The sequence below is a fragment of the Streptomyces phytophilus genome, assembly GCF_013870535.1.
In the GTDB taxonomy this organism is placed as follows: Bacteria; Actinomycetota; Actinomycetes; order Streptomycetales; family Streptomycetaceae; genus Streptomyces; species Streptomyces phytophilus.
In genome coordinates this window covers 1-17,935 of the sequence record NZ_JACBXC010000032.1, presented here as the reverse complement: position 1 = coordinate 17,935, position 17,935 = coordinate 1, and the positions used below count along the sequence as shown (strand labels likewise).

General features: G+C 72.5%; 17 protein-coding genes. 2 read left to right on the top strand and 15 right to left on the bottom strand.

Translation table 11 applies throughout. The annotated features are described in order from the left end of the window. The 14 genes from H5J30_RS04330 to H5J30_RS04265 all read right to left on the bottom strand — a co-directional run. A partial coding sequence (locus H5J30_RS04330; RefSeq protein WP_181785813.1) for an FAD-dependent monooxygenase occupies positions 1 to 1,442 on the bottom strand: 1,442 nt, incomplete at its 3' end. A 4-nt stretch (positions 1,443 to 1,446) separates the two neighbouring features. Continuing rightward, positions 1,447 to 2,391, bottom strand: coding sequence for an aromatase/cyclase (locus H5J30_RS04325; RefSeq protein WP_181785812.1), 945 nt, complete (start codon positions 2,389 to 2,391; stop codon positions 1,447 to 1,449). Positions 2,392 to 2,498: 107 nt separating this feature from the next. Continuing rightward, complete coding sequence (fabG, locus tag H5J30_RS04320; RefSeq protein WP_181785811.1) at positions 2,499 to 3,284, bottom strand: 3-oxoacyl-ACP reductase FabG; 786 nt, start codon at positions 3,282 to 3,284, stop codon at positions 2,499 to 2,501. 17 nt (positions 3,285 to 3,301) lie between these two features. Beyond that, a complete protein-coding gene (locus tag H5J30_RS04315; protein WP_181785810.1) occupies positions 3,302 to 3,574 on the bottom strand; it encodes a phosphopantetheine-binding protein in 273 nt (90 codons plus the stop codon). Positions 3,575 to 3,650: 76 nt separating this feature from the next. Then, complete coding sequence (locus H5J30_RS04310) at positions 3,651 to 4,862, bottom strand: ketosynthase chain-length factor (protein ID WP_181785809.1); 1,212 nt, start codon at positions 4,860 to 4,862, stop codon at positions 3,651 to 3,653. Then, a complete protein-coding gene (locus H5J30_RS04305) occupies positions 4,859 to 6,136 on the bottom strand; it encodes a beta-ketoacyl-[acyl-carrier-protein] synthase family protein (RefSeq protein ID WP_181785808.1) in 1,278 nt (425 codons plus the stop codon). Before H5J30_RS04305 ends, H5J30_RS04310 begins: the two co-directional genes overlap by 4 nt. After that, positions 6,133 to 6,456, bottom strand: a complete 324-nt coding sequence (locus H5J30_RS04300) for a TcmI family type II polyketide cyclase (RefSeq protein ID WP_181785807.1) — start codon at positions 6,454 to 6,456, stop codon at positions 6,133 to 6,135. The genes H5J30_RS04305 and H5J30_RS04300 overlap by 4 nt, the downstream gene beginning before the upstream one ends. 42 nt (positions 6,457 to 6,498) lie before the next feature. After that, positions 6,499 to 7,968: an FAD-dependent monooxygenase gene (locus H5J30_RS04295; RefSeq protein ID WP_181785806.1), complete on the bottom strand. Its 1,470-nt coding sequence runs from the start codon at positions 7,966 to 7,968 to the stop codon at positions 6,499 to 6,501. 28 nt (positions 7,969 to 7,996) lie between these two features. Then, positions 7,997 to 8,932, bottom strand: a complete 936-nt coding sequence (locus H5J30_RS04290) for a questin oxidase family protein (RefSeq protein WP_181785805.1) — start codon at positions 8,930 to 8,932, stop codon at positions 7,997 to 7,999. A gap of 100 nt (positions 8,933 to 9,032) precedes the next feature. After that, the gene (locus tag H5J30_RS04285) at positions 9,033 to 9,560 is read right to left on the bottom strand and encodes a flavin reductase family protein (RefSeq protein WP_220188521.1); all 528 of its coding nucleotides are present in this window, start codon (positions 9,558 to 9,560) and stop codon (positions 9,033 to 9,035) included. Between the two features lie 41 nt (positions 9,561 to 9,601). Next, the gene (locus tag H5J30_RS04280) at positions 9,602 to 11,257 is read right to left on the bottom strand and encodes an NAD(P)/FAD-dependent oxidoreductase (protein ID WP_181785804.1); all 1,656 of its coding nucleotides are present in this window, start codon (positions 11,255 to 11,257) and stop codon (positions 9,602 to 9,604) included. Positions 11,258 to 11,498: 241 nt separating this feature from the next. After that, complete coding sequence (locus tag H5J30_RS04275; protein WP_181785803.1) at positions 11,499 to 12,983, bottom strand: MFS transporter; 1,485 nt, start codon at positions 12,981 to 12,983, stop codon at positions 11,499 to 11,501. 165 nt (positions 12,984 to 13,148) lie between these two features. Further along, a complete protein-coding gene (locus H5J30_RS04270) occupies positions 13,149 to 13,754 on the bottom strand; it encodes an NADPH-dependent FMN reductase (protein ID WP_181785802.1) in 606 nt (201 codons plus the stop codon). 2 nt (positions 13,755 to 13,756) lie between these two features. After that, complete coding sequence (locus H5J30_RS04265; protein WP_181785801.1) at positions 13,757 to 14,179, bottom strand: nitroreductase family deazaflavin-dependent oxidoreductase; 423 nt, start codon at positions 14,177 to 14,179, stop codon at positions 13,757 to 13,759. A gap of 612 nt (positions 14,180 to 14,791) precedes the next feature. Here H5J30_RS04265 and H5J30_RS04260 point away from each other — a divergent pair. Together H5J30_RS04260 and H5J30_RS04255 are read left to right on the top strand one after the other, a co-directional pair. Further along, positions 14,792 to 15,598 carry an SAM-dependent methyltransferase gene (locus H5J30_RS04260; RefSeq protein WP_181785800.1) on the top strand — a complete coding sequence of 269 codons (807 nt, stop codon included), beginning with the start codon at positions 14,792 to 14,794 and terminating at the stop codon, positions 15,596 to 15,598. A gap of 172 nt (positions 15,599 to 15,770) precedes the next feature. Then, the gene (locus H5J30_RS04255) at positions 15,771 to 16,424 is read left to right on the top strand and encodes a ScbR family autoregulator-binding transcription factor (protein WP_181785799.1); all 654 of its coding nucleotides are present in this window, start codon (positions 15,771 to 15,773) and stop codon (positions 16,422 to 16,424) included. A gap of 280 nt (positions 16,425 to 16,704) precedes the next feature. Here H5J30_RS04255 and H5J30_RS04250 read toward each other — a convergent pair whose 3' ends face one another. Beyond that, complete coding sequence (locus tag H5J30_RS04250; protein ID WP_181785798.1) at positions 16,705 to 17,460, bottom strand: response regulator transcription factor; 756 nt, start codon at positions 17,458 to 17,460, stop codon at positions 16,705 to 16,707. Positions 17,461 to 17,935: the final 475 nt, after the last annotated feature.

Below are 17,935 nucleotides of genomic sequence, written 5' to 3'. Positions count from 1 at the left end.
GTCCAGGCGATGTAGCCGTCGGGGCGGACGAGTACGGCTGCGCGGTCCGCCAGCGGGCCGTGTGCGGGGGGTCTGGCGCGTACGGTGTGCAGCCGGCCGCGGGCGGCCGTCCATGGTGCGGCGCTGTGTGCGGTGGCCGGGGCGGTGTCGTGGTCGAAGGTGAGGAGCAGGCCGCGGCCGGAGTGCAGCAGTTCGGCCGTCGTCAGGGTTGCTTCGGTGTCCGCTCGGCCGGTCCGGGTGCGTAGCCGGGTGGGGGGCAGGCGGGTGCCGGTCAGCGGGTCCTGGTCGGGGCCCGGCGGCCGGTAGCGGATGCCGAGGCCGCTGATCGTGCCGGCGAGGTGGCGGCGTACCGGCTCGTGGGCGATCAGTTCGGTGAGCACTGAGCGGGCCGGTTCGACGTTCGGGGCGCCGAGGAGCAGCAGGGCCTGGGCGTGGATGTTGGCCAGTACGCGGGCGCCGGCGGTGTGCCGTTCGCTGTGGTAGCTGTCGAGCAGTTCGCCGGTGGCGGTGCCGTTGAGGTGGGCGGCGAGTTTCCAGCCGAGGTTGACGGCGTCCTGCAGGCCGAGGTTGAGGGCCTGTCCGCCGATGGGCAGTTGGCGGTGGGCGGCGTCGCCTGCGAGCAGGATCCGGCCGGTGCGGTAGCGGGCGGCCTGGCGCAGTGTGTCGCCGAAGGCGTTGACCCACAGGGGTGTTCCGGCCGTGATGTCCTCGCCGGTGACGCGCCGCCAGGCGGCGGCGATGTCGGCGAAGCCCGGTTCGCCGCCGCTGCCGGCGTCCTCGCGGGCGCCGGCGGGGCGGCCGAATTCGTGGACCATGACGCGGGTGACGCCGTCGGCGCGGCGGGCGGCGATGGCGAGTCCGGCCGCGAGGCGCTGGAAGCGGCGGTCGGGCACGGTGATGCCGTCGACGTCGGCGCGCAGCAGTTCGCGTTCGGCGTCCTTGCCGGGGAAGGCGACGCCGGCCAGGCGGCGCACCGTGCTCTGTTCGCCGTCGCAGCCGGCGACGTAGGCGGCGCGCAGCCGCTGCTCGCCGCCGGGGCCGTCGGTGAGCAGTTCGACGTGGTCCGCCGTGCGGGTCAGGTCGGTGACCTGCCGGCCGCGGCGTATGTCGGCGCCCAGTTCGCGGGCCCAGGCGCCGAGGAGTTCCTCGGTGCGGGCCTGGGGGATCTTCCACTGGCCGGCGTAGGGGCTGTCGAGGGTCAGCGGGAGGGGGATGCCGCCGAAGTGGCCGGCGAGGTCGTTCGGTGCGGGCAGGAACCGCTCGGCCAGCCCGCGCTGGTCGAGCAGTTCCATGGTCCGCGCGTGCAGGGTGGATGCGCGGGATTCGGTGGTCGGGGCGGGGCGTTGTTCCAGTACCACCACCGAGACGCCGGCGAGGCGCAGTTCGCCGGCGAGCATCAGACCGACCGGTCCCGCGCCGACGACGGCGACCTGGGTGTCCATGCGGTCAGCGCCTGCCCTCGGCGTATGCCTTGGCCAGGTCGAGGGTGGCGCGGCTGTTGGCGCTCAGTGCGTTCTTGACGTGCCGGCGGGCGTCGGCGACGCCGGCGTCCTGGCCGAGGACGGCGGTGATGTTCTCCGTTTTGATCACGACCGTGTGCTGGGAGGCGGCCGTCACGCCCGATCCGGTGGGGCGGAAGGTCCAGCGGCCGGTGTGCAGGTCCATCAGGGCCGGCAGTGTCGTCTGCTTGTAGTGGATCCGCTCGTCGGGGAAGCAGACCCGGTGCGATCTGGTGGTGTGGATCGTGCCGTTGGGGGCGCGGGTGTCCATCTGCAGGGTCTGCAGGCCGGGTTCGTGTTCTTCCAGCCGGACGGCGGCCACGTGCGGCAGCCGCTCGTGCCACAGGTGGGCTTCGTTGACGAAGTCGTAGACGTCCTTGGCGTCGCCGTCGACGTAGACGGTGTCCTCGAAGGAGAACGTCAGCTCCGCTGCCCCTACGGTGCGTTCGACGTTGGTCTTGAGTGCGGCCAGTTCGCTGCGGGAGTTGGTGTCGACGGCCTCGTCGATCCAGGCCAGGCCCGCGGGGTCGTCGTCGATGGCCGTGTAGTCGTGGAGCAGGCGGATCGTGCAGCCGCCGGTGGTGTGCGGTTCGATGATCCAGGTGCCGCCCATGGAGGCGACGGGCGGGGTGGAGACCTCCTGGCGGAAGTCGATGCGCAGTGCCTTCGCGTCGAGGGTGCGGCGCGAGGTCCAGTTCTTGGGCCGGCCGACGGCGGTGGCCCAGATCCGGATCCGCTCGGTGCGCTCGCTGCGTTCGAGGTGGTCGACGTGGATGGTCGGCGGGAAGATCCGGGGCCAGTTCTCCACCTCGGCGAGCAGGCGGTAGACGTCGGCTGCGGGGGCCGAGACGAGGATCTCGTGCTCGACCCGGTGCCGGCCGGGCTCGGACATGCTGGGGCTCCTTTCCGGCGTGCGGAAGCAGAGGGAGGGGCAGCGTGTGGGTGGGGCGTGTGGGTGGGGCGGGGGCCCGGGTGCCGGGCCGGTGTCCGGCCGGGGGGTCAGAAGTTGCCGAGTCCGCCGCAGACGTTGAGGGCCTGCGCGGTGATGGAGGCGGCGGTGTCCGAGGCCAGGTAGCCGACGAGGCCGGCGACCTCCTGGGGGGTGGAGTAGCGGCCCAGGGGGATCTTGGCGGTGAACTTCTCCATGATCACCGCTTCGTCGGTGCCGTAGGCGGCGGCGTAGCCGGCGCGGACCCGCTGGGCCATCGGTGTCTCCACGTAGCCGGGGCAGACCGCGTTGACGGTGATCCCGGTCGGCGCCAGTTCGTTGCCGAGCGCCTTGGTGAAGCCGACCACGCCGTGCTTGGACGCCGAGTACGGCGCGCCCAGGACGACGCCCTGCTTGCCCGCGGTGGAGGCGATGTTGATGATCCGTCCGCGGTCCTTGCGGCGCATGCCGCCGGCGTTGAGGACTTCGCGGGTGAGGCGGAAGACGCTGTTGAGGTTGGTCTCGATGACGTCGTACCAGAGGTCGTCGTCGATGTCGGCGCTGACGCCGCCGCCGCTGCGCCCGGCGTTGTTGACCAGGACGTCGACGGTCGCGAAGGAGTCGACGGCGGCGGTGACGAAGTTCTGGACGCTGGTGCGGTCGCGTACGTCGAGGCGGGTGCCGTCCACCTGCAGGCCCTCGTCGCGCAGTTCCTTGACGGTGGCCGCGACGCGGGCCGTGTCGCGGGCGCCGATGAAGACGCGGTGGCCCTGCTCGCCCAGGAGCCTGGCCGTCGCCAGGCCGATGCCGCTGGTGGCGCCGGTGACCAGGGCCACCCGCTCGGTCTGCTCGGTCATGGTGCGGGTCTCCCTTGTCAGACGGCCAGTCGTGCGGCTTCGAGGACGGCGTTGACGGCGTCGATCAGCTGGGCCGGTGTCGACTCCTCGGTCAGCACCCCGTCGTCGAGGGCGATGTCGAACTCGTTCTCGATCCGGCTGAGGGTCTCCAGCAGGGCCAGGGACTCGTAGCCGAGGGCGTCGAAGCGCTGCTGGAGGATGTCGCCGTCGAGGTCGACGGCCTCGTCGGCGCCGGCGCCGGCGATGAGGATGCGCTTGAGGTCGTCCAGGGTGAAGACCTTGTCGGGCATGGCGCGTTCCCTTCTGCTGGTTGCGGGCAGGGGTCTGCCTGTTTCCCGCGGATACGCGGGGGGCAGGGCCCGGGGGTCAGGCGGCGCGGACCAGGAGGGCGGAGTTGAAACCGCCGTGGCCGCGGGCCAGGACGAGTGCGGTGCGCACCTCGCCGGTGCGCGGCTGGCCGGTGACCAGGTCGATGGCGTAGCCGGGTGCCTGCTGGACGTGGGCGGTGGGCGGGATGACGCCGTCGCGTACCGACAGCAGCGCCGCGGCGACGTCGAGGGGGCCGGCGCCGGAGTACAGGCGGCCGGTCATCGTCTTGGGTGCGGTGACCGGTACGCCCCGGGGGCCGAAGACGGCGGTGATCGCGTCGGCCTCCTGGCGGTCCAGTTCGGGTACGGCTGCCGCGTCGGCGAAGACCACGTCGACGTCGCCGGGTGCGCTCCGGGCGTCGGCCAGGGCCAGTTCGATGGCCTTGTGCAGGGCCGGCTCGCGGCCGGATCCCGGTTTCGGGTCGAAGGTCGCGGCGTAGCCGGCGAGTTCGCCCCAGGCGCGGGCGCCGCGGCGCTTGGCGCTGTCGGCGTGTTCGACGACGAGGATCGCGCCGCCTTCGCCGGGGACGTGGCCGCAGGCTTCGGCGTCGAAGGGCAGGAAGGCGCGGTCGGGTGCTTCGGCGGTGCTGACGCGGCCGCCGGCCAGTTGGGCCGCCCAGCCCCAGGGGCAGATCGAGGCGTCGACGGCGCCGGAGACGATCACGGGTGTGCCGCCGCGGATCTGGCGGCGGGCGTGTGCCAGCGCGTCCAGGCCGCCGGCCTGGTCGCTGACGACCACGCCGCTGGGGCCCTTCATGCCGTGGCGGATGGAGATCTGGCCGCTGTTGACCGCGTAGAACCAGGCGAAGGACTGGTAGGCGCTGACGTGCCGGCGGCCCAGGCTCCACAGTTTCTGCAGCTCGCCCTGGCCGAATTCGAAGCCGCCGGAGGAACTGGCCGTGACGACGCCCATGTCGTAGGCGTCGAACTGCTCGGGGGTGATGCCCGCGTCGGCCAGTGCCCAGTCGGAGGCGACCAGCGCCATCCGGGTCATGTGGTCGGTCTGGGAGCGGATCTGGCTGCTGAGGTACTGCTCGGCCTGGAAGCCGGGGACCTCGCCCGCCAGTTGGGCCGGGTAGCTGCTGGCGTCGAAGCGGGTGATCCGGCCGATGCCGCTCTTGCCGCTGCGGGTGGCCGACCAGAAGTCGTCGGTGCCCAGGCCGTTGGGGGCCGCGATGCCCAGGCCGGTCACCAGCGCTTGCGCGCTCATGTCCCGGCCCCTTCCGGGCCGGCGAGGACCATGGCGCTCTGGAAGCCGCCGAAGCCGCTGCCGACGGTCAGTACGGCGTCGGTGCGCCACTCGCGTGCCGTCAGCGGGACGTAGTCGAGGTCGCACTCGGGGTCGGGGGTGTGCAGGTTGGCGGTCGGGGGCACGACGTCGTGCTTGATCGCCAGTACCGAGGCGGCGATCTCGATCGAGCCGATGGCGCCGAGTGAGTGGCCGACCATCGACTTGATCGAGCTGACCGGGGTCCGGTGGGCGTGCTCGCCCAGGCTGCGTTTGAACGCGGCGGTCTCGTGCCGGTCGTTCTGCTTGGTGCCCGAGCCGTGGGCGTTGATGTAGTCGATGTCCTCGGGGTTCATCCGGCTCTGGGCCAGGGCCTGGCGGATGGCCTCGGCCATCTCCGTGCCGTCCGGGCGCAGCCCGGTCATGTGGAAGGCGTTGCAGCGCGAGGCGTAGCCGGCGATTTCGGCGTAGATGTGGGCGCCGCGGGTGCGGGCGCTGTCCAGTTCTTCCAGGACGAACATGGCGGCGCCTTCGCCGAGGACGAAGCCGCTGCGGGTGCGGTCGAAGGGCCGTGAGGCGTGTGCGGGGTCGTCGTTGCGGGGGGTGGTGGCCTTGATGGCGTCGAAGCAGGCCAGGGTGATCGGTGAGATCGGTGCGTCGGTCGCGCCGGTGACCATGACGTCGGCCGCGCCCTCGCGGATGAGTTCGGCGGCGTGGCCGACGGAGTCCAGGCCGGAGGTGCAGCCGGTGGAGACCACGGTGGCCGGGCCCTGGGCGCCGACCGCCCAGGCGACCTCGGCGGTGAAGGAGCTGGGCACCAGGTAGTCGTACAGGTGCGGGACCGCGTATGCGTGGTCGACCAGGTGTTTGCGGCCGCCGTCGCTGACCACCCGGTACTCCCGGTCCAGGCCCATGGTGGCGCCGACCGCGCTGCCCAGGGTGACGCCGAGCCGGTAGGGGTCGGTGCCGGCGAAGTCGATGCCGCTGTCGGCCACCGCCTCCCGGGCGGAGACGACGGCGAGTTGCGCCGCGCGGTCCATCCGGCGGATCTCCTGCGGGCTCAGGCCGTGCAGTTCGGGGTCGAAGTCGATCTCGGCGGCGACCTGGGAGCGGAACGGGGAGGGGTCGAAGGAGCCGATGCGGCGGGTGGCCGTGCGGCCTTCGCTGAGCAGGCCCCAGAAGTTCTTGGTGCCGACACCGCCGGGGGCGGTGACGCCGACACCGGTGATGACGACGCGCGAGCGGGCCACCGTCATGCCTCCCAGGTGTAGAAGCGCCGGGCGAGGGCGTCGGCCGGCGAGCGCCAGGTGGCGGGGTCGTATGCCTCGACGAAGGGCCGCAGGTCGTCGCTGATGCGGATGAACCGCTCGTCGTGCTTGGCGGCCTCGATGCGCTCGCCGCCGTCGTCGGCGTCGAAGTCCTGCAGGTGGAAGTAGAGGCCGCGGTAGGTGAAGAGCTGACGGCGGCGGGTGCCCATCCGGTGCGGCATCCCGGTGTGGTCGAACTCGCCGAAGAGGCGGGCCACCTCGCCCGTGTGCTCGGGCTGCAGGCGGGCGACGATCAGACTGCTGTACATGTCCTACTCTCGCTCTCTCTCGCGGGCGGCGGCCCGGGCGCGTCACTGCGCGGGGCCGAACCAGCGGGTCAGGGCCATGGGCAGGGAGTCGTGGGAGCCGGGAGCGGCCCAGGCGACGTAGCCGTCGGGGCGGACGAGGAGGGCGGCGGTGCCCGTGAGCGTGCTTGCGGCGCTCAGGCCGGTGGGGGTGGCGGTGACCACGTCGACGCGGTCGAGCCAGGCGCGGGCGCGGGCGCGCAGCACGGGGTTGTCCTGGAGGTCGAGCAGGACGCCGCGGCCGCGGTTGAGGGCCTTCGTGCTGCTGGTGGGGCGGCCGGCCGCGGTGAGGTCCAGGTGGGGCATGCGGTGGCCGAGGAGCGGGTGGCTGCCGCCGCCGACGTCGTAGCCGATCTCCAGTCCGCTGACCATGCCGGCCAGGTGGCGGCCGACTTCGGGGTAGGCGAGGAGTTCGGTCAGTACGTCGCGCAGCGGCTGCACCTCGGGGCCGGAGAGGAAGAGCAGGCCCTGCGCCTGGGTGTTCATCAGCAGGCGCCTGCCGACCGGGTGGCGTTCGCCGTGGTAGGTGTCCAGCAGGTCCTCGGGTGCGGTGCCGCGCAGTACGGCGGAGAGTTTCCAGCCCAGGTTGACCGCGTCCTGGATGCTGGTGTTCATGCCCTGGCCGCCGGCGGGCAGGTGGATGTGGGCGGAGTCGCCGGCCAGCAGTACGCGGCCGCGGCGGTACTCGCTGACCTGGCGGGTGGCGTCGCCGAAGGAGGAGAGCCACACCGGTTCGGCGTGGGAGATGTCGTCGCCGGTCAGCCGCTGCCAGGCCGCCGCGACCTCTTCCCAGTCGGGTGGTGCCGTGCGCCGGCGCGGCGGGGCGCCGCGCTCGCAGACGATCAGCCGGGTGATGCCGCCGGGAAGCGGTCCGACCATCACCATGCCGCCGGGGAGGGTCTCGCCGATCATGCGCGGTTCGAGGTCCACTCCCCTGACGTCGGCGAGGAACATCTCCATGGTCGCCGCGGTGCCGGGGAAATCGAAGCCGGCCTCCTTGCGCACCAGGCTGCGCCCGCCGTCGCAGCCGACCAGGTAGGCGGCGGTCAGCTGGTGGACGCCCCGGGGGCCGCGGGCCTCGATCAGGACGCCGTCGCCCTTGTCCTCGAAGGACAGCACCTCGTGGCCGCGGCGGATGTCGGCGCCCAGGCTGGTGGCCCACTCCTCCAGGACGGTCTCCGTCGCGGACTGCGGCACGCTCTTGGCCGCCTGGTGGGCGCCCTCCAGCAGGCCGAAGTCCACCGGCAGGCCGCCGAAGTGGCCCAGGTTGCTGATCTCGACGTCGCCGAAGCGGGACAGGATCCCGCGCTGGTCGAAGACCTCCATGGTGCGGGCGGTGAAGCCCAGGCCGCGGGACTCGCCGGTGCGCGCGTGCAGCTTCTCCAGGACGACGACGTCCGTGCCGGCCAGGCGCAGCTCGCCGGCCAGCATCATGCCGGCCGGTCCGGCACCGACCACGATCACTTCAGCGTCCATGGTCCTTCCTCTCACGTCGGCCACGTCGTCAGACGTGGTGGCGGGCGATCAGCCGGTTGGCCACGTGGGCGGCGGCCGCGAACCGGGCGTCCGGGGCGGCCGCGTCGTGGCGGATGGCGACCTCGGCGAGCTTGATCGCATGCTCGTCGCCGAGTTCGATGGAGCGGGCCGCGATCTCGCCGAGCGGCGGCACCTGTCCGATTCCCGCGAGCGGGTCGCGGTGGGGGCGGCCGGTGAAGAAGCCCCGGATGGAGGCGGTCGCCGCCCGGGCGACCCGGTAGGACGGTGCGTGCTGCTCCGCCGGCAGGTACTCGCAGGCCAGGCGGACGGCGGCGGGAGCGGTGACGGCGTGGATGAGCGGGATGGCGAACGCGGGCCGGGCGCGGGCGTAGAAGTCCGCGCCGTCGAGGACCAGCCGGTCCAGTGCGCCCAGCGCCTCGCCCTCCTCCGGCCGGCCGGCGGCCGGCAGCGGGCGGTGCTCGTAGCGTGCGGCCCAGTAGCCGAGGCCCTGGGCCAGTTCCCGGCGCTGGCGGCGGTCGTCGCCGCGGCCCTCGGCCTGGGCCATGGCCCTCATGGCGTGGGAGGTCCTGATCACGCCGTGGGTCAGCGCCACGCTCAGGCCCGGCAGCAGCCGGGGCCACCACCGGGCCAGCACCTCGCGCCACGGGTCCGCGGCCAGTTCGCGTTCGAACAGGGCCGCCCAGTCGGCGACCCGGCTGAAGTCGCCGAGCGCGCGGGCCCGGTCGTCGTCGTCGGGCCCGATCTCCCCCGTGCGTACGGGCGCGTCGTGGTAGGGGCGGCGCAGGATGCGGGTGATCCACTCGGGCAGGTGGTCGCCGTGGCCGAGGCGCGCCATGGCCTCGGCGGCCATGGGGGCGTGGTTGACGAAGGACGCGCTGCCCCACTCGTAGCCGAGGCCCTCCAGCCGGTCGAACGCGTCGCTGACGGCTTCGTAGTACTCCATCGGATTCCTTTTTTCCCTGTCGCAACGGGCGGGTCTCGCGGTCGCGCGGCGGCGGGACGTCCGGGGGCGCCGCGCTCATCGTGCCGGTGGCGGCAGGCCGTCATTCGGGCGGCGCGGCGCCCATCGCGCCGTCGAAGAAGACCAGCGGGTCGGGCCGCGGGGCCAGGGCCGAGGTCGCTACGACCTTGCCGAGGACGATGCTGTGGTCCCCGCCGGGGTACTGGTCGACCACCCGGCACACCAGGTGGGCCATCGCCTCGGTCAGCACCGGCAGGCCGAGTTCGGCGCGGCGGTGCGGGACCGTCTCGAAGTCGGCCGTCTTGCGTCCCGCGAAGGCGCGGGCCACCTCCTGCTGGGGCTGCGCCAGGACGTTGACGGCGAAGGCCCGGGAGGCGCGCAGTTCGGCCTGCAGCCGCGACTTGTGGTGCAGGCAGAACAGCACGAGCGGCGGCTCCAGGGAGACCGAGGTGAAGGAGTTGACCGTGGTGCCGGCGGGCGGGCCGCCCACGCCGGTGGTGATGACGGTGACCCCGGTGGCGAACAGGCCGCAGACACGGCGCAGCGTCGCCGGCTCCACCGGTGGATGCTCGTGTTCCTGCTGGTGCGGTAAGAGTCGGGTGGCGGGCATGATGCTCCTCGGAGATCTTGAAGGTCGGCCTGCATCGCCGGTCAGAGCAGCTTGCGGACCCGGCTGCCGGCCTTGACGATCCCCATGAGGAATTCGCGGCCCACCTGGCGCAGCTCAGGCGGCGCCTGGGCCGAGGCCCAGTACAGGAAGCGCGCCATGGTGCGCAGGTCCGGCCAGATGAACCGCTGCTGCTCGTCCTTCCAGCCGAAGACCGGGTTGACCACCTCGGATTCCTGCAGCAGCGTGAAGACCCGGTCCGCCGCCTCGTCGGCCGTGGTCTGGCCGGCCTCGTACTTCTCGCAGGTCTCGGCGACCTGCTCGATGAGGTTCTTGAAGCTGTCCGTGGGCCACCACAGGCCCGGGTGGGGCGACTTCTCCAGCTCCTCGAAGTGCGCGGGGTCGCCGTCGCGGACGAAACGCAGCCGGGCCCGGGTCAGCCGCATGGTCGCCGGGGTGACCATCGCCCCCCACAGGCGGAACACCGCGTTCCACAGCCGGGGGTGGTCGAAGCCGATGTAGCAGGTGTTGACCAGTTCGTCGTTCCACTTGATCAGCCCGTGTTCCAGCTCCTCCACGTAGGCGAAGCGCTCCGCGGAGAAGTCGCCGTCCTTCAGTGCCCCGATCAGGCGTGCGGAGAGGGCGTCGACGATCTCGAAGGTGTTGGACAGTCCGCGGGAGAAGAGCGGGTCGATGAAGCCGGCCGCGTGCGACATCAGGCACCAGCGGTCGCCGACGGTCTGCCGCGACGAGTACTGCATCCGGCCCGCCGACACCCACTCGCGTACCGGTCTGGCGTCGGTGAACTGGCGCTTGATCGCCGGGTAGCGGTCCAGGAAGCTGTCGAACTCCTGCTGCGGGGTGAGGTCGGCGGGCCGCGGGTAGGTGCGCTCGTCGATGGTCAGGCCCACGCTGCACAGCAGGTTGTTCGACCCCTGGTGGTTGTCGAAGGGGATGATCCACAGCCAGCCGCGTTCGAAGACGTGGTGGAGTGTGCCGGTGTGCCAGTCCTTCGGGGGGCGCAGTTCCTTGGGGTGCCCGCTGACCTCGTCGAAGGGGGTGACGCCCACGTAGTGGTTGAACATGCCGCGCGCGTGGTGCTTGAGTGCCGTCCGGGTGTCGCGCAGGTCGAACTTGTCGGCGAGCATCGAGCGGAATCCGCTGGCGTCCACCAGGTATCTGGCCCGCAGGACCTCGCCGTCCCGTCCTCCGGTGACGGACACCCCGTCGTCGTCGAAGTCGATGTCGGTGGCGCGCCAGTTCTGCCGGGCCCGGGCGCCGTACTTGACGGCCACGTGGAACATGTAGGAGTCGGTGTCCTGGCGGAAGAGGTGCCCGTTCTGCAGGAAGATCTTCGGCAGGGCGAACTGGGTGGCCTCGCGGGGGTCGGGCTCCTGGCCGGGGTGGTGGTAGACGAAGCCGAAGTTGCTTTTGACGCCGCTGGTCGCCGCGATGTCGCGGTTGACGGACTTGGCGCTGGTCAGGGCGCGTATCTCCGGGACGTCGTAGCGCTCGGCGAGGATGTAGAGCCACTCGACGGTCTGCGGGGTGGTCGACTCGCCGACGGCGAAGCGCGGGTGCTGGGCGGCGTCGATGAGCATCACCTTGGCGCCGTGCCGGGCCAGGATCGCTGCCGTGAGCGAACCCGCCAGGCCGGAACCCAGGATGAGGACGTCGTACTCGGGCGACTGCTCGTTCATCAGGCTCCTTCGTGGATACCGGGCTTCGGCCGGGAGGAAGCGAAGTCCCTGCGGAGCAGGCAGGGACGGGCGAAATCGCCGCCGGGGGTGCACGGGCCGGGTGGTCGCCGGGGGGCGTGGCCGGGGGTGGGCGGCGCGGTGTTCGCCGTACGGGTGCGGGCGGGCCGGGGCAGCGCGGAAACGCGGCCCGGCCCCGGTGGACGGGGTCGGGCCGCGTTGGGTGCCGGCGGGCCGGGGCGGGTCAGGCGGTGGCCGGGGTGTCGGCGTCCTCGGGCCGCGCCTGCGCCTTGGGCGCGCGTCCGCCGAGCATGGCGAGGGTGACGACGAAGGAGAGCAGGAAGACGGCGGCGACGACGAGGAAGCCGACGCTGAAGCCGTGGGTCGTCGCCTGGGCCATGCTGTGGCCGGGCAGGTAGGACTCCGTCGCCTCCATGGCCGCCGCGACCAGTGCCGCCAGGCCGATCGCGCCGCCGAGCTGCGAGCTGGTGTTGATCAGGCCGGAGGCGATGCCGGTGTCCTGCGGGTCGACGCCGCGGACGGCGACGACGGTGAGGACCACGAAGGTCAGGCCGAGGCCCAGCCCCACCACGAACTGCGCCGGCAGCAGCGCGTAGAACGGGTTGAGGGTCGGGGTCAGCCGCGTGAACCAGAGGGTGCCGACGATGCCGATCGCCAGGCCCAGGCCCACCACGGCCCGCTCGGACATGCGGGCCAGCAGCTGCGGTCCCACGACGGCGGCGCCCAGGACGATGCCGAAGGCGAACGGCAGGTAGGCCGTGCCGGTGACCATCGGGCTGTAGGACTTCACCGTCTGCATGTAGAGGGTCAGGAAGTAGAACGTGGCGCCCATGCCGGCGCCGTTCAGGGCCATCACGAGCACGGCCCCTCTGCGGGTGCGCTCGCGCAGCAGCGACGGCGGGAGCATCGGGGCGGAGCTGGAGCGCTGGATCACGACGAAGGCGGTGATCAGCAGCACCGCGGCGACCAGGCTGGTCAGCGTCCAGGGGTCGGTCCAGCCCGCGCTGTTGCCGCGGTTGATGCCGTAGACCACGGCCACCGCGCCGAGCATCGCGCTCATCGCGCCGGGGACGTCGATCCGGCCGCGCTGGCGGGCGCTGTCGACCAGCACGCCGGTGCCGAGCAGCACCAGGACGGCGATGGGGACGTTGATGAACATCACCCAGCGCCAGCTCAGGTACTCGGTGAGCACGCCGCCGAGGAGCAGGCCCACGACGGAGCCGAGGCCGCCCACCGCGCCGTAGATGCCGAGCGCCCTGGTGCGGGCGGGCCCGGCCGGGAAGGTGTTGGTCAGCAGGGACAGGGCCGTCGGCGTGGTGACGGCGGCGCCCGCGCCCTGCAGGGCGCGGGCGGCGATCAGCATGCCGGTCGACTCGGCGAATCCGCCGAGCAGCGAGGCGGCCGCGAAGACCACCAGGCCGGTGCAGAAGACCCGTTTGCGGCCGAGGATGTCACCGGCGCGGCCGCCGACCAGGAGCAGGCCGCCGAAGGTCAGCGAGTATGCGGTGACCACCCAGTTCAGGTCGCTGTCGGCCATGTGCAGGGCCTGCTGGATGCTGGGCAGGGCCACCGAGACGATGGTCGCGTCGAGCACCAGCATCAGCTGCACGCTCGCGATGACGAGCAGCGCCAGACCCGATCTGTCGGGCGCTCCGGCCGGCCGGCCCACGTCGGGGACTTCGGTCTCGACGCCGTGGTCCGCAGCCATGGACGTCTCCTTTCGAGGTTGTCGCTCCCCGGGGACGCGGCCTTCGCTGCCCCGGCGCCTCGCCCCGGGCCGCACCCGACCGCCAACGATCCCAACTATCAACATTCCAACCATCAAAGAGGTTACCAGCTTCGAGGCGCGGTGGGTGCATGCGGTGAAACGGCGTCAGGCGCCGAACGGGCGCACCGACTTGGCCTCCCGCAGCGCCAGCGCCCACCAGGTGAGCTGGTCGAGCATCACCTTGGCGGCGGCGGCGCTGCCCTGGGGATCGGCGGGGAACTGCCCGCCGGGGCCGAACTGCTCGGCGATGCCCGGGAACACCACCGAGTCCTTCATCACGACCGAGTGGAACTCCCCGAAGACCAGGCGCAGGTTCTCGGCCGCGCGGACGCCGCCGGCCAGCGAGAGCCCGTATACGACCAGGGCGACCGGCTTGGCCTGCCACTCCGCGTTGAAGCTGTCGATGGCCGTCTTGAGCGGGCCGGGGATGCTGCGGTTGTACTCCGGGGCGATCACGGCGAACGCGTCGGCAGCGGCCAGCACCGGCCGCAGCGCGGCCGCCTGCGGGGCACTGTCCGCGAGGCTGTCCGGCAGGCCGCTGGTCGCCACGTCGACCACGTCGATGCGGAACTCCGGCCGGACAGCGGCCTGTTCGAGGAACCAGCGCGCCACGGACAGGCTCAGCCTGCCCTCGCGGGCGCTGCCGACCAGGACGACGAGGCGGATCGGATCGGCGGCCGGCGCACGGGTGGCCGGTGTACGGGTGGTCATCGCTACCGCCCCCGCCGCCCGCGTACGGCCTGCGGGGCGGCCGACGGCACGGCGGCGCTCAGCGCCAGGAAGTCGGTCGCGTCCAGGCGGGCCAGCAGGCGCCGGGTCAGCGCGGGTACGGGGGTGCGGCCGTCGTCGGCGAACAGCCGCGGCTGGACCAGGCGGATCCGCCGGCCGCGGGTGGTCAGCTCGCAGCCCCCGGCCGCGAGCACGTTGCGCACCCAGTCGGACGTGGGCCCGTACGGCAGGGTGATGACGTACTCCTCACCGAGCCGGAACAGCTTGACGGGCGTGCGGAACGCCCGTCCGGACTTGCGGCCGCGGTGGTGGATCGTGCCGAACCCGGGCAGCCGGGTGAACAGGGGGCCCACGATGCGGTTGGCGACCATGCGGTTGAACCGGGCGGCCTTCCTGCTGACTGGCATCTGCTGACTCCGCTCGCTCGGGAGGACCCCCGGGGCCCGCCGGCACCCGCGCACTGCACCGCACTGCGCGGGCGGCAGGGCAGGCCCCCGGGGGCCGGGGGTGAGGATCGATGGGCGGCCGCCCCGGGCCCGCCGGGCCTCCCTGCGGGCACGCCGGCTTGCGGGCACGCCGAAGACGGCCGCCCGCCGCGGCGGATGAGCCGTGGCGGGCAGCCGTGGTGCACGCAAGGGGAGCGGCGTGGGGGCCGGGCAAGGCCGGCACGTAAGGGAGGGGGTGAAGCCCTGCGGCCGGGGTGCGGGGGCCGGCGCGGTGAACGCGGTCCAGGGCAGAGATTCCCCGCGGGCCAAGCGTGACACCCGCTGTGACGGGACGTCAAGAGATCCCGGAAAGGCGGAAGTCCCGGGCGCCGGGAGAAACATGCCCGGCGTTGACACGCGGCCCGCGTACCTGTCACGCTCCCCGCAGAGCCCTCATACCCTGAACCGCACGATCGAGGCGGCATCCATCGGATGCCGCCTTTTCTGCTGCGTTTCCACCGCCGCGCCCCTTCGTGCGCGGGCTCCCCCGTTCGACATTCCCGCTCTCCATCCCCCGCATTAAGGATGTGTGGCATGCCCGAGACCAGGACTCCCGGCCAGTTCCCGAACGGCGCACGGATCATGGACTACTTCCTGGGGGGCTCCGAGAACCTCCCCGTGGACCGCACCGCGGCGGAGGGCGCCGTGAAGCTGCTGCCCGGCGCCCCGCTGGGCACGCGCTCCAACCGCCGCTTCCTCGCCCGGGCGGTGCGCGCGGCCGGCAGGCGCGGTATCGGCCAGTTCCTGGACCTCGGCAGCGGCATCCCCGCGGTGGAGGCCACCCACGAGGTCGCGCCCGGCGCCAGGGTCGTCTACGTCGACAACGACCCGGTCGTCGAGGACATCGCCCGCCGCCTCCTGGCCGGCGCACCGCGGGGCACGACGGCCTACGTCCACGCGGACGTCCGCGACGCCCAAGCCGTGCTGTCGGCCCCGGCCGTCAAGGAGGTGCTGGACTTCTCCCAGCCGGTGGCGGTGCTGTTCGGCGCGGTGCTGCACTTCGTCACCGACGCCGGCGACCCCTACGGCCTCGTCGAGCAGTACAAGCAGCCGCTGGCCCCCGGCAGCCTGGTCGTCGTCACCCACTCCAGCAACGACTACGTCTCCGCACCGGTGCAGGCCGCGACCGACCGGCTCTACGGCACGTTCCGGATCGAACTCGCCTCCCGTACCCGCGCGCAGATCACCCGGTTCGTCGACACCGAGGGCTGGGAGGTGCTCAAGCCGGGGGTGGTGTCCGTCAACGAGTGGGAGACCGAGCAGGAGCGGGCCTCCGACGCGGACTACCGGACCAGCCGCGAGGACGCCGCCGGATTCGCCGCCGTCGCCGTCAAGAGCTGATGCTCCCCCGGCTGCGGCCGGCCCGGCCCCGGCGGGCCGGCCGCACCGCGGGGCCGCCGGCATCGGAATCAGCGAAATCCTGCCGCCCAGCTGACACTGGGTTTGCATTGCTCTGCAGACCGGCCGTATCAAAGAAGCACACCATGTGACGGGCCCGTCGAGGAGCAGTCGAATGGCAGGCAAGCAGCAACGCTCGGTGCAGACCGCAGAACGTTTACTGGCCGCCGCCGCCGAGCAGTTCGCACAGCAGGGCTACGTGCGCGCCACGCTCGCCGGCATCAGCCTTGGCGCAGGGGTGACCAAAGGAGCGCTGTTCTTCCACTTCTCCACCAAGGACGAGATCGCCGAGGCCGTGCAGAACCGCGGCCGGGACGTCATGGAGAGCGCGGTACGGCAACTGCGTGCGGACGGAAAGAGCCATCTGCAGCTCGCCGTCGACCTGACCTACGCGCTGGGCCGGCTGCTGCGGGAGAACGTGTACGTGCGCGCATCCGCGCGGATCGCGCGGGACCGCCACCCCTCGTACGGCACCCTGCGCTACTGCGACGGCGGCGCCCCCGACTTCTACGGCCAGTGGCTGGGGCTGGTGGGCAGCCTCCTCGACCGGGCCCGCAACGCGGGCGAACTCGGCCGCCGCGTACCGCCGGCGTCCGCGCGCACCCCGGCGGCGGCGGCCGTCTCCGGGCTGGAGACGCTGGTCTGGCTCGGCGTGTCGGCCGACGAGTGCGAACGGTGGCTGGCCGGGCTGTGGGACATGACGCTGTCCACCCTGATGCCGGAGAACGGGCTGCGGGCCGTGCGCACCACCGCCCCCACCCCGCTGTGACCACACCCCGGGCCGGACGCCCGCCGCCGGCGGGCGCTGCGGCCCGGTGGCGCCGCGGGCGTACGCGGTGAGCCGCGGGCGGTGAACGGGCCGCATACGAACGCGGCGTCGGCAGCCTCGGTGACATCGATGCCGGGCAGGCGTCCGCCCGGCCCCGGGCGGCGCCGGGCGGTCCCGCACGGGCCGGTGGAGGAACCCCCGCTCCCCCACCGGCCCCCACCGGCCCCCACCGGCACCGCAGTCCTCCACGGCACGCGGTGCCGCGCCGGCGCGGCGGACGTCACGGCACGGACATGCCGGCGGCCGCGGGCACCACCAGCCGGTAGCCGATGCCGCGCACGGTCTTGATCCACTCCCGGCTGCCCAGCTTGCCGCGTAAGGAGCCGACATGGACGTCGAGGGTGCGGGTGGAGCCGAACCAGTTCTCGTCCCAGACCCTGGCCATGATGTCGCGCCGCCAGTGCACCGTGCCGGGCTGCTCGATGAGCAGCGCCAGCAGGTCGAACTCCCGGCGGGTGACCAGGATCTCCTTGTCGTGCAGGACGACCGTGCGGGTGCGCAGGTCGAGTTGGAGCGGGCCGGTGGACAGGGTGTGCTCGGCATCGATCCCGCCGGCCGCGCCGGCCGCGCCGGCGTCGGCCTCACCGGTGTCGGCGGCTTCGGGCTGTCGGGCGCCGCAGCGGCAGCTGCGGCGCAGCAGGGCGTGGATGCGGGCGATCAGTTCATAGGAGCCCAGGGGCTTGGGGGCGAAGGCGTCCGCGCCCATGTGGAACGCCAGCACCCGGTCCACTTCCTCGGCCTGGCCGCTCATCGCGAGTATCGGTGCGCAGGACTGCTCCCGGATCTGGCGGCACACCTCGTCCCCGGCCAGGTCCGGCAGGCTCAGTTCGAGCAGGACGATCGACACGTCGTCCAGAAGGTCCAGTGCCTCGGCGCCGGCCGCGGCGCGTCTGGGTCTGAAGCCGTGTTCGGTCAGCGCCTGCGCGAGAGAGTCGGCGACATCGTCGTCGTCATCAACGATCAGTACGGTTCTCATCGGTGCCTCCCAGCGCCGCTACCTGCTCGCACCGGAGCATTCCGCTACGTGGTTGAGGAGGAGGTAAAAGAACTAGCCGACCGGTATCTTTCACAGTTTTATCAAACGGCCCGCCCAGCTTCAACCCACGTTCTGCCGCATGATCTTTGGCCACTCGGTGCAAACTCCTTTCGGGTCGCTTCCCGCATTCGTGCACGCCGACAGGAATAGTCAGAGGTCAGGTGGTCACGGCGCGGCAGCCGCCGGGCCAGCAGCGGGGCCGGTGGTTGCCACCACATGTCCGCGATATGACATGAACATGTCTGATGGGGGGCGGGCCCGGGGCCGGGCCGGCGGGCGGGTCCGCCGGTCCGGCGGGCGGGATCGAGTCTGCCTGGACTCCCGCCGGAGCCGGGTCGCGGCAGCGGCCGGCAACGCCGCCCGCGAGGCGGCCGATCCGCGACCAGGAACCAACGAGCCGCTACGACCAGGGGCT

What these genes read in the sequence shown, in the direction of transcription:
- H5J30_RS04325 (WP_181785812.1), bottom strand. Translation starts at nt 2,391, where the DNA reads ATGTCCGAGCCCGGCCGGCACCGGGTCGAGCACGAGATCCTCGTCTCG.
- fabG (WP_181785811.1), bottom strand. Translation starts at nt 3,284, where the DNA reads ATGACCGAGCAGACCGAGCGGGTGGCCCTGGTCACCGGCGCCACCAGC.
- H5J30_RS04315 (WP_181785810.1), bottom strand. Translation starts at nt 3,574, where the DNA reads ATGCCCGACAAGGTCTTCACCCTGGACGACCTCAAGCGCATCCTCATC.
- H5J30_RS04310 (WP_181785809.1), bottom strand. Translation starts at nt 4,862, where the DNA reads ATGAGCGCGCAAGCGCTGGTGACCGGCCTGGGCATCGCGGCCCCCAAC.
- H5J30_RS04305 (WP_181785808.1), bottom strand. Translation starts at nt 6,136, where the DNA reads ATGACGGTGGCCCGCTCGCGCGTCGTCATCACCGGTGTCGGCGTCACC.
- H5J30_RS04300 (WP_181785807.1), bottom strand. Translation starts at nt 6,456, where the DNA reads ATGTACAGCAGTCTGATCGTCGCCCGCCTGCAGCCCGAGCACACGGGC.
- H5J30_RS04295 (WP_181785806.1), bottom strand. Translation starts at nt 7,968, where the DNA reads ATGGACGCTGAAGTGATCGTGGTCGGTGCCGGACCGGCCGGCATGATG.
- H5J30_RS04290 (WP_181785805.1), bottom strand. Translation starts at nt 8,932, where the DNA reads ATGGAGTACTACGAAGCCGTCAGCGACGCGTTCGACCGGCTGGAGGGC.
- H5J30_RS04285 (WP_220188521.1), bottom strand. Translation starts at nt 9,560, where the DNA reads ATGCCCGCCACCCGACTCTTACCGCACCAGCAGGAACACGAGCATCCA.
- H5J30_RS04280 (WP_181785804.1), bottom strand. Translation starts at nt 11,257, where the DNA reads ATGAACGAGCAGTCGCCCGAGTACGACGTCCTCATCCTGGGTTCCGGC.
- H5J30_RS04275 (WP_181785803.1), bottom strand. Translation starts at nt 12,983, where the DNA reads ATGGCTGCGGACCACGGCGTCGAGACCGAAGTCCCCGACGTGGGCCGG.
- H5J30_RS04270 (WP_181785802.1), bottom strand. Translation starts at nt 13,754, where the DNA reads ATGACCACCCGTACACCGGCCACCCGTGCGCCGGCCGCCGATCCGATC.
- H5J30_RS04265 (WP_181785801.1), bottom strand. Translation starts at nt 14,179, where the DNA reads ATGCCAGTCAGCAGGAAGGCCGCCCGGTTCAACCGCATGGTCGCCAAC.
- H5J30_RS04260 (WP_181785800.1), top strand. Translation starts at nt 14,792, where the DNA reads ATGCCCGAGACCAGGACTCCCGGCCAGTTCCCGAACGGCGCACGGATC.
- H5J30_RS04255 (WP_181785799.1), top strand. Translation starts at nt 15,771, where the DNA reads ATGGCAGGCAAGCAGCAACGCTCGGTGCAGACCGCAGAACGTTTACTG.
- H5J30_RS04250 (WP_181785798.1), bottom strand. Translation starts at nt 17,460, where the DNA reads ATGAGAACCGTACTGATCGTTGATGACGACGACGATGTCGCCGACTCT.